At 45.0% G+C, this 10,683-nt stretch carries 8 protein-coding genes and 2 pseudogenes; 4 read left to right on the plus strand and 6 right to left on the minus strand.

Going from position 1 to position 10,683, the window contains the following annotated elements; genetic code table 11:
- Positions 1–112: 112 nt before the first annotated feature.
- From RID53_RS34375 to gltD, 3 genes are all read right to left on the minus strand, one after another.
- Positions 113–766: a Uma2 family endonuclease gene (locus tag RID53_RS34375; protein ID WP_446392364.1), complete on the minus strand. Its 654-nt coding sequence runs from the start codon at positions 764–766 to the stop codon at positions 113–115.
- A 295-nt stretch (positions 767–1,061) separates the two neighbouring features.
- Positions 1,062–2,888, minus strand: a complete 1,827-nt coding sequence (locus RID53_RS34380; protein ID WP_446392365.1) for an AAA-like domain-containing protein — start codon at positions 2,886–2,888, stop codon at positions 1,062–1,064.
- Positions 2,889–3,104: 216 nt separating this feature from the next.
- Positions 3,105–4,592 (minus strand): glutamate synthase small subunit, encoded by a 1,488-nt coding sequence (gene gltD, locus RID53_RS34385; protein WP_446392366.1) that lies wholly within the window; start codon positions 4,590–4,592, stop codon positions 3,105–3,107.
- A gap of 618 nt (positions 4,593–5,210) precedes the next feature.
- On the opposite strand from gltD, the gene RID53_RS34390 reads away from it, so the two are divergent.
- Together RID53_RS34390 and RID53_RS34395 are read left to right on the plus strand one after the other, a co-directional pair.
- Positions 5,211–6,203: a serine/threonine protein kinase gene (locus RID53_RS34390; protein WP_446392367.1), complete on the plus strand. Its 993-nt coding sequence runs from the start codon at positions 5,211–5,213 to the stop codon at positions 6,201–6,203.
- A 287-nt stretch (positions 6,204–6,490) separates the two neighbouring features.
- Positions 6,491–6,814, plus strand: a pseudogene (locus tag RID53_RS34395) (DUF433 domain-containing protein).
- A gap of 3 nt (positions 6,815–6,817) precedes the next feature.
- Here the strand turns inward: RID53_RS34395 and RID53_RS34400 are convergent.
- Together RID53_RS34400 and RID53_RS34405 are read right to left on the minus strand one after the other, a co-directional pair.
- Positions 6,818–7,165, minus strand: coding sequence for an element excision factor XisI family protein (locus RID53_RS34400; protein ID WP_446392368.1), 348 nt, complete (start codon positions 7,163–7,165; stop codon positions 6,818–6,820).
- Positions 7,153–7,569 carry an element excision factor XisH family protein gene (locus tag RID53_RS34405; protein WP_446392369.1) on the minus strand — a complete coding sequence of 139 codons (417 nt, stop codon included), beginning with the start codon at positions 7,567–7,569 and terminating at the stop codon, positions 7,153–7,155. Before RID53_RS34405 ends, RID53_RS34400 begins: the two co-directional genes overlap by 13 nt.
- Positions 7,570–7,978: 409 nt before the next feature.
- Here RID53_RS34405 and RID53_RS34410 point away from each other — a divergent pair, with 409 nt between their 5' ends.
- Positions 7,979–9,313, plus strand: a complete 1,335-nt coding sequence (locus RID53_RS34410) for a protein kinase domain-containing protein (protein WP_446392370.1) — start codon at positions 7,979–7,981, stop codon at positions 9,311–9,313.
- 60 nt (positions 9,314–9,373) lie between these two features.
- Here RID53_RS34410 and RID53_RS34415 read toward each other — a convergent pair.
- Positions 9,374–9,944 (minus strand): annotated as a pseudogene (locus RID53_RS34415) (hypothetical protein).
- A 75-nt stretch (positions 9,945–10,019) separates the two neighbouring features.
- Between RID53_RS34415 and RID53_RS34420 the strand changes: the two are divergent.
- The gene (locus RID53_RS34420; RefSeq protein WP_446392371.1) at positions 10,020–10,358 is read left to right on the plus strand and encodes an element excision factor XisI family protein; all 339 of its coding nucleotides are present in this window, start codon (positions 10,020–10,022) and stop codon (positions 10,356–10,358) included.
- Positions 10,359–10,683: the final 325 nt, after the last annotated feature.

The following is a 10,683-nucleotide window of genomic DNA, read 5'->3' on the forward strand; positions in this document are numbered from 1 at the left end:
AGTGCGAGCGTCTCGCTCGCTATTGGTTTTTCACCGAAAACTCAGAGTAAAAACTTGTTGTGGAGAGAAATTACAGCAGTTTGCTCTGCTATGCGGTACATTGTCGATCCCCCTAAATCCCCCTTAAAAAGGGGGACTTTGATCTACTGTACTTTATTACAGCGCAAAGAGCTGTAAACCGGGGAAACGTAGGCGAAACAATGGGAGTGTTTTCTGTAAATGGCGTCATCAGATATTCTCCGTCAACCAAAGTATTCACAAAAAATGTGGGTTGTTTGGGAGTGCCAATAAACTTTATTGGTCCCAATGCGGCATAATCGACAATCCAATATTCCTCAATACCCATCTCTTCATAATCTCGAAGTTTATTATAGTAATCGTCACGCCAGTTCGTTGAAACAACCTCGATGATTAATTTAACTGAATCTGGATTTTGAATAATCGATTCACTTTCCCATCGGGATTCTGCACCAAGAACATCTTGGTTTAAAACGATGATATCGGGTTCATAACCTGATTTTTCCCGTTTGGGTTTCACAATTGATTCTCTAGGAATCGTCCAAATGCCACCTTGTCCCATTTGCCGAATAATTATGAAAAGTTGTTCGATCAGGGAACCTGTTAGAGTTGAATGTTGTCCCTTGGGTTTGGGCATTTCGATAATTACTCCGTCATGCAGTTCGTACCGAACGTCTGAATTTTCGGGATACCAGTTGATAAATTCATCAAAGGTGTAGAGTTGAGGTTGAGTTTGGGCTTGAGTCATCGTTGATATCAGGTGTTGGGTGTTCTACCAAAATGGCTATAAATTAATAATTTTCTCCCTCATCCCCTAACCCCTTCTCCCTCCGTGGGGAGAAGGGGAACCGAATTCTATTGATCCCCTCTCCCTATCCATAAGCCTTATTGTAGATAACGATAGAGTGCGATCGCAGAACTTGATACTCTCAGGTAAACAATAGATCACCTTATTCTATCTTTTCAGCCCCTCTGCTACCTGGAGCGCTTCCCTCTGCTACCTGGAGCGTTAAATCAACTACCAAATTTTCCCATCAACTCCCTCAAGAATCATGAACACGATTCAAACGCAGCCGAAAATATTGACAATACAAATCGCACCGAGGCGTCACTTCATTCCCTTGCAGATTCACCAATCCCATACTATGTAACTTAAATCCTTGCATCGGTTCCAATTGTATGGGATAATCCGCAGTCACTACCTTTTTTAAAGCAGTAGCCAACTCAGGATGTTGGGATAAATTCCACATAAGTCGCCGCAAATGATCGCCATACAATCCAGCATCTGTTGGCGCTGTTGCTAACAGTTGCGCTAACGTAATCTCTTGACGTGCGATCGCGTACAGCGCTAGTCTGATTAAATAAGGATGACCCCCAACCATTGCCATTAATTGTTCTACCTGATTATATTCCCAGGCTAATCCGTGACGCTGGGCTAAATCTTGAACTTGTTCGGCTGCAAATTCCGGTAAATCAATCGGTAATCCTACATTAAATGGAGACTGATTAATATCCATGGGAATATAGGCTTCCGTTGAATGCACCACAACTAATCGCAATTTACGCCATATTTCCCGATTTTTCGCCTCTTCATGCCATGATCGCAACAAGCCAAAAAAATCAGCCGTGAGTTCAGAATAATGAAATACCCGATCCACTTCATCTAACCCTAACACCAACGGTGTGGCAATCGTTGCTAATAAATACCGCTCAAAATAGGACTTACAACTCACCTTACTGCCAAAGGTTTTACTCCAATACTTCTCCAAGCGATCCGGTAATTCCAGTTCTAAAGTAATCACTGCACAAAACCACTGCAAGAAGCCATCTAAATCCGTAAAAACATTACTATCCGCTAATTGAAAACTTAACGGAACTGTGGCATAATTAAGCTGAGTTCCCTGATGTAAAATCCGTGCCATTAACGACGTTTTACCCATTTGTCGCGGCGCTTTAATTCGGATTAAGGAACCCGGTTTAGCCACGGCTTCATAACAACGTTGTTCAACACCTGGACGTTCCACATAAAACGCCGAAGCTAACTCAACTTGTCCTCGTGGTAATTCCGGTTCGGCGACAGGTTGAGGCGGATGATTGGGGGTGAGGGAATAGGGACTGGGAAACGTTGCGGATTTGGGATTGCCTTCTGGAGTAACGGTGGATTGATCACTACAAAGCCAATCCTGAACTGAATTTAACACAACAGCCGTATCTTCAGGCGATCGCCATTCCTGCTGGGACACCCCTTTGAGATAACCGCGTAAGTCATGGTTGAGTAATGTCCAAGGGCAATTAATCCGAATCGCCAAAATATCCGGTTTCCCCTGCGGATGTTGATCTCGCCGCCGTTTTGCCCATTGCACCTCTTCGGTTACCATCTCACTCGACGCCGCCAGAGGAGACAACAATAACACCACGCGATCGCAACGGTTTAATTCGGCGTAGATTTGCTGCAATCCCTGGGTTGCCATGCGGAGACTACCATTGGCAATGAACACCTGACATCCTTGGGCAGTTAACGCCGTTTCTAATTGCGTCGCAAGGCTTTTATCCGGATCAGTGCCACAATGATAACTCAGAATAATTTGAGGTTGATTTGTCGCCGTCAGATTATCCCCTGGGATTAAATGGGGTAAATTATGGGCAATGGCAGTAATTAACTTAGAACGGTGAGATGATCCTTTATCTTCGTCATTGTTTAGGGCAAATATCTGACAGATATTCTGGATATGTTTTCGCACCGTACCTTGAGAAATACAGAGTTCCGCCGCAATTTCCCCATCATTCTTTCCGGCGACAAATTGCTGTAAAACTTCCTTTTGTCGCGGTGTGAGTTTGGTAAATGCGTTGCTGAACTCTTGCTGTTCCATTCCCCTGAACTAATCGGTTAATTGTCGGGACAGGTTTAGCCAAAATTGTAGGGGCGGGTTTAGCCACTCAAACGACTTGTCACTACTCAATGAACAACAAAACCCGCCCTCCCCACCGATAACTCTGGGAACCGCTTCACCCTCATCCATCGAGGGAGAAGGGGAACCCGAACCATCATAAAAGACGCGCTATTACACGTCTGGAACCTTCTGGGATTAACCTGGCAAATCTGTACTCCCCATCAAATAGCGATCGCACTCACGGGCAGCACCTCGTCCTTCGTTGAATGCCCAAACCACCAAACTCTGACCCCGACGACAGTCTCCGGCGGCAAAGACACCGGGAATGCTGGTGGCATACTTCCCATAATCGGCTTTTATATTACTCCGAGCATTGCGTTCTAAACCGAGGGCATCTAGTAGGGGTTGTTCGGGACCTAGGAAACCCATGGCTAAGAGGACAAGTTGGGCGGGAATCACTTTTTCCGTACCTGGAACCGGACTGGGAATAAATCGACCTTGCTCATTTTTCTGCCACTCGATTGTCACTGTATGCACCGCTTTCACATGTCCTTTCTCATCCCCCTCAAACTTCGTCGCGGTGGTGAGATAGGAACGGGGATCAGCGCCAAACTTCGCCGCCGCTTCTTCCTGCCCGTAATCCATGCGATAAATCTTGGGCCACTCGGGCCAGGGGTTGTCGGGGGCGCGTTCTAGGGGCGGCTGGGGCATGATTTCCAGTTGCGCCAGAGTCTTACACCCGTGACGCAGGGAAGTACCAACGCAGTCGGTTCCCGTATCACCGCCGCCGATAATCACCACATCTTTGCCTTCAGCGGAGATAAAGTTGCCGTTTTTGCTGTTATCTAAAAGTGCCTTGGTATTAGCCGTCAGGAAATCCATGGCGAAGTGGATACCCTTTAACTCCCGTCCTTCGATGGGTAAATCCCGTGGTTTGGTCGCGCCCGTGCAGAGTACCACCGCGTCAAATTCTTTGAGTAGATTCTCGGTGGGGAAGTCTTTGCCCACCTCAGTGTTGCAGATAAACTTAACCCCTTCTTGTTCAAGCTGGTCAAGGCGACGCTGGACGACTTGCTTTTTGTCCAATTTCATGTTAGGGATACCATACATGAGTAAGCCGCCGGGACGATCTTCCCGTTCAAATACGGTGATCCAATGACCGGCTTTATTGAGTTGGGCAGCCGCACAGAGTCCAGCCGGTCCAGACCCCACAATCGCGACTTTTTTCCCGGTGCGCTTGGTTGGGGGTTCAGGTTCGACCCAGCCTTCCTCCCAGCCTTTGTCAATAATCGAACATTCGATATTTTTGATGGTCACGGGGGGGTTATGGATACCCAGGACACAAGACCCCTCACAGGGCGCTGGACAGACGCGACCGGTGAATTCGGGGAAGTTGTTGGTTTTGTGCAGGCGATCGAGTGCCTCGCGCCATCGACCCCGATAAATCAGGTCGTTCCACTCTGGAATCAGGTTGTTGATTGGGCAACCGCTTGCCATACCCTTGATCATGGTTCCGGTATGGCAAAATGGCGTGCCGCAGTCCATACACCGCGCCGCCTGAGTTTGGAGTTTTTCCTCTGGCATGGGCAGATGGAACTCATCCCAGTTGCCAATGCGACTGTCGGGTTGCAGTTCCGAGGGCAATTCGCGGAGATATTCGATAAAGCCAGTTGGTTTTCCCATAGTGATGCCTCAAGTTTAGAGTAGGGTATAGTTAGTGCTAAGGTGTCATTCGGTAAATTGGCGATGGTGATGAAGTCCCTAGGCTATTTTGGCGGCAAATCCTCACCAATCGGTCGTTGACGGTGATCGGTGACCAACTAAGCGGATGGAAGACTGTCTAGAGACGTTAAAAGCAACATCTGTACCAAGTCAAAAGTCAAAATCAGAGATATTTTGTAGTCTGTGTTACAGTTTGTCAATCATTTTGGCGTTTAAATGCGAGGTTGAGTTTAATAAAAGGTTAGATTTGCTGCGGTTCAGTGGCTAGGATTCATTAAGGTTTAGGTTCTCATTGAAGACGGCTAGAGATAGGATACAAAATAATTGCTTCTAGGGTTTCATATTTTCACATTTTTTTATAAAGTAACCCCCGTTTCGTTGGTGTCGGAAGTTAGTCAGCCCTGCATTAAAATACTCGAAGAGAAGCCGCTCCGCGTCTACGGGCTAAGAGCTCGCGTCCCGTTTTAACGGGTTAATAACTTTAATTGTGTCCACCTACTTATGACATAAGACGAATGACGAATGACATAAGACGAATGACTTATGCCACAATCAAGGCAGTATTTGAGATAATCGGCAATGGCTTGGTCGGCGGGACAGCAGTTGCAACGTGGCAAATATACGATTGAGAAAGCGTTAGGATCAGGAAGGTTTGGGATAACCTATTTAGCCCGCGATCGCACGTCCCAACGCTGTGTGATTAAAACCCTGAGTGATACGTTACTCAATCAGCTTACTCCAGCAGAACTTAATCGGCTTCAGGATAAGTTGTGGCAAGAGGCGGTGAAGTTAGCGCAGTGCAAACACCCCCATATTGTTCGGGTTAAGGATTCGTTTAAAGAAGGTCAGCAAGTTTGTATTGTCATGGAGTATATTCAGGGACAAGATTTAACCCATGCCAACCGACTGACCGAAAAAGAAGCCTTACGCTATATTCGCCAGATTGGGTCAGCGCTGATGGTGGTGCATGAGAATAACTTGGTGCATCGAGATGTTAGACCTGCGAATATTATGATGCGTCAGGGGAAACGGGAGGCGGTGTTAATTGATTTTGGGTTAGCGGTGGGATTTGATCACCCGTTGACGACGATTAATCCGACAACTGCTGATGGGTTTACACCCCTGGAGTTATATCATGTGGATGCCGAACGCGGCGCTTATACCGATGTGTATTCCTTAGCCGCCACATTGTATCAATTACTAACCGGAGAAAAACCGCCCAGTGTCCGCGATCGCAGTTTGGCAAGGGCTAAATTGAAGCCACCGCAAGAGGAGAATCCCAAAATGAGCGATCGCACGAATCAGGCGATTCTCCGAGGGATGGCGTTAGCCCCGGAAGAACGCCCCCAAACGATGCCGGAATGGTTGGATTTATTGGGGGTTGTGCCTCAATTTCCCCAACCCTGGCGCAATTGGGATTTGACGATGTGGTTAACGATTATTGGCACAATTGCTGGGATTTTGAGTATGATTGCTGGGTTTTTAGCGCTCAAGCCACCCTCAACACCACCGCCGGAAACTACACCTGAGATTACGCCAACCTCACAACCGATTCAGCCAGAAACACAATAGTACAACTAATATCATGTCCGGTTGAATACCCATCATTACAGTGATGGGTTGAGAGGGAGATGGGGAGAAGTTTTTATTCGGGAAAATTGAACCAAGATAGGACGGCTTCTTCCGGACTGACTATGCTAGACTAGCAGGCGGCAAATCCTAAAATCAACCACACTTAGGACGCACGAATTCTATATGTAGGGTGTGTTAGCGTAGCGTAACGCACCATTACCACTGTAGCGTCTCAGTTATTCAGAATTAATCCAAATAATTCCCCCTAATGGGACAGGCTACTTATTATGCAAATTCGAGACTACTTCAATTTTCTTGCTCCTGATGATATCCGCATTCAGGACAGTCGCATCGGGATTGAAAGCGTTCTTTACGAGTATATTTACAGAGCTAAAACCCCTGAATAAATCGCCAAACAATTTGAAAGTATTACCCTAGAACAGGTTTACGCGACGATTCTTTACTATCTACACAACACCGAAGAAGTGAGGGCTTACTTGGCAGATTGGTTAGCGTTTTGCCGTCAACAGCGAGACGAGCAAAAACAGAATCCTTCTCCAGCACGACAGAGATTTCGCCAATTAAAAGCAGAGGCAATAGAAGATTATTGAATTTCAAGCGATCGAAAAATTGGTAAGATGGCGGTGTTGAGGGCGAATAAAACCTAAGATAATATCTTCTTTAGGAATGCCTAACTCTATTAATTCCAGGGCAATTCCTTTCTCTGTGCCATCGATTTCAATCCAAATTTTTTCTTCAATAATTCTGAGATGAAACACCACAGCATGAACTCGTCCCGTTCGATCCCATCCCGTATCCAGTAATAAATAATTATCGGTTATTGCATCACTGACAATTAAGGCTTCTATTTCTCCGTAGCTGGGTTTATATTGACCATGTTTTTGAATAATTTGGGCAATTATTTTTCGGTAATGGTCTAATTTATGTTCTAGTTGAGCCATTGGCGAATCACCTCCTGATCTGGATTAAAAACAATTAAGTGAATCTTTTGATCGCTGATAATATCTTGAATCGCTGGTTTTTGGAAAAAATCGTTGTACACTTCCTCTGAAATCGCTAAAAAGAGTTTTCGATCAGGGCTAACACGCTTTAATATACTGTGATACATATTATACTGACCAATTGCTTTTTGCAGTTCCGTAACTTGTGAAGGACTATTAAAGACTTTAATCTCAACAGCGATTTTTTGTTCTTCTTTCTCTGCTGCTAATAATTTTTCTGCTCCCAAGTCTGCATATAAGCGCAGCCCTTTATAGTCTAATGTGTAAGGATCATCGGTAATTGTCCAGCCATCTTTACTCAAAGCGTTTTTAACTTCATTATGATACAGGTCGTATTGAGGCATTGTTTCAATTGATTAAATTTAATATTCTATAGTGATCAGTTTTAATGATGCTCTCTGGTAGATAATTTATTTAAATTTAACTTTATCCAATACGTTGTCATTATATTATATGCAAAATTTTGACGATTTTGCTGTCAGCTAATTATATCATCACAGTATATCTAGATGGTAGCATTTTTCACCCTCTTCCCCTAACCCCTTCTCCCATCAAGGGAGAAGGGGAACCGGAAGTATTAATAATAGAAAATGTAGCTAGCCATGTCTTATCTTACTCCCCTCTCCCCGGCGTGGGAGAGGGGTTGGGGGTGAGGGGGCGATAGCTTAACCATGACACCCCTAATCAACAGACATCCTGATTCCATCCAGCGATTGTGGCACAATCAAGACAGGATTATCGCAAAAATCATCAATGGTCTGGCTTAAGGGACAGCAATTACACGGTCATCGCTACGTCATTGAACGCAAACTCGGTCAAGGTGGCTTTGGTATCACCTACCTGGTAAAAGACAGAAAAGGCAACTCCCTCGTCATCAAAACCCTGACAGACGAGGTGATGACAAATCCAGACTTTATCGAGTTTCGCGATAAATACCAGCGAGATTTTGAGCGGGAAGCTACCCGATTAGCTGTATGTAGACACCCCCATATTGTCCAGATTGAAAATGTCTTCCATGAACAATCACTCCCCTGTATCGCCATGGAATATATCCAGGGGGAAGACTTATGGCGACGGGTGAGAAATCGCCATCCTTTATCAGAAGCTGAAGCATTAGGCTATATCCAACAGATTGGGGAAGCACTGACGGTGGTTCATGATAAGGGATTATTACATCGAGATTTAAAACCGCAGAATATTATGGTGCGTTCTGGCGTATCAGAAGCGGTACTCATTGATTTTGGCATTGCTAGGGAGTTTATCCCTAATCTTACTCAAACCCATAGTGTTCATGTCACACCCGGTTTTGCGCCGATTGAGCAGTATGATGAACAGGCACATCGGGGAGAATATACGGATGTGTATGGGTTAGCGGCGACGCTGTATTGTTTACTAACGACAAAAGTACCACCGCCAGCATTTATGCGAGTGGTGCGGGATTCGTTACAACCACCACAGGCGCTGAATTCTAACGTGAGTGATAGGGTGAATCAAGGGATTTTGACGGGGATGGAACTGCAACCGGAAAATCGTCCTCAATCGGTGTCGGAATGGTTGCGGTTATTGATTCCCCAGAATTCGGGTGATGATTTGAGTTCAGAATGTGGTATCGATTACCGCCGACTGCGAGATTTATTAGCTGCTGGAGAGTGGAAAGAAGCAGATGAAGAAACGGCAGATAAAATGTTGGCTGTTATCGGCAAAGAAAAGTGGCGGAATGTTGAAAGAGAAGATATAGACAAATTTTCTTGTACTGACCTGCGAACGATTGACCGTCTCTGGGTAAAATACAGTAATGGACGCTTTGGTTTTTCTGTGCAAAAGCGAATTTGGCAAAGTGTAGGGGGTCAACCAGGCGTGTATGATGGAGACATCTACAACAAGTATGCGGACGTGTTGGGTTGGCGTGAACAGGGAAAAGAGAACCTTTCCTTTTGCCTAAATGCTCCCCAGGGGCATCTGCCAGGGGTGTGCCATGTGTTAGTGTGGGATGGATTTGGGCCTTGGATATTAGTTGATGATTTGGAGGGATTGTGGATTGGGGTTATTTCTTCTCTCGCGTCGAGACTTGTAAAATGTAACATATAAAGGTTTCAGCAGAATGTAACAATTTACAACAGAGGCAAAATCCACGAAGTCTTGCGAGTTCTACGTTGACCATACCTGGCACCGCCCCAACCCCAAAGAAGCTATCTGGGGATTAAAGCAATTAGCCAAGACAAATTTGTCAGCCACCTCATGTACTTCCCCCTCCGGCGCTTCCCACTGCGCCCAAGGTAGAAGCATTTGTCCTGGCGATGACTTTTTCGGTTTTCCCTTAACACTCAATCCCGCTAACAACCGACTTCCCCAATGATTTCGCTTTTCAGGTTTTGGTTGAGGGCGATATTTTTTGCAGAATCCGCGATACTTTGCCGCACATTCCTCTAATGTCTTCCCCAAAGATAAAAATGCTGGATGCCATTGCGTCAATCCATCATCACCCAGTCTGTCATGAATACCATAATTACTGAAATCATAAAAATAGCCCTGCTGCATCCCAGCAGATTTAGGATTAGCGTTATTGGATTTTAAACCTGTATTTATATTGTGATTTTTTGATGGCATACAGTAATACTTTCCGACATTCCAAGCGGGTGAGACGAAACTCACGATTATTACAGCGAACGGTGATATGGTATGAGTATCCAGGTTTGAATTGACGAGGCTGGCGTGGCATGATTTCTAATCAATTTAAACTTAATTTGAATGGTACTGACTTAAGCTAAAATTTTGTAGGCTAAATAATTGTGCAATGGATAAACTAGAACAATATCGTCAAGCCGTCCAGCAAGTCTTAACCAAATATGGCAGCTATAAACCGATAAACGTACAGGTGGACGTACAAACAATTTTTGATACTGAACGCGACCATTATCAAGTGGTGAGTGTGGGTTGGCACAACGACAGACGAATCCACAGTTGCTCAATGCATATCGATATTAAGCCGGATGGTAAGGTATGGATACAGCTTAATAATACTGAGGCACATTTAGCCGATGAGTTGATGGAATTGGGCGTGAATCGGGAGGATATAGTATTAGGATTTCATAGTCCTTATATGCGGCAGTTTACCGATTTTGCCGTTGGTTAATTGTGGAATTAAACTGTATCTATAGGGAAGCAATTTTCACCCTCTTCCCCTAACCCCTTCTCCCATCAAGGGAGAAGGGGAACCGGAAGTATTAATGATCAAAAATGTAGTCGGCTATATCTTATCTTGCTCCCCTCTCCCGTGCCAAAAAAGCGATAGCATCCTTTGTCATCCCCCCTCTTGTAGGGCAGGGCTAATTCATTGTGATGAGAGAAAATTAGGACGACCAGAATTTAGCGTAAACTAAATCTTGCAGCCATAGTTTAATCGAGTCATTTGCTTGCTATGAAGGTCAATCTCCTGGAAGCCTTAACCCAAGTGCCAG

It is taken from the genome of Coleofasciculus sp. B1-GNL1-01, assembly GCF_040220235.1.
GTDB lineage: Bacteria > Cyanobacteriota > Cyanobacteriia > Cyanobacteriales > Coleofasciculaceae > Coleofasciculus.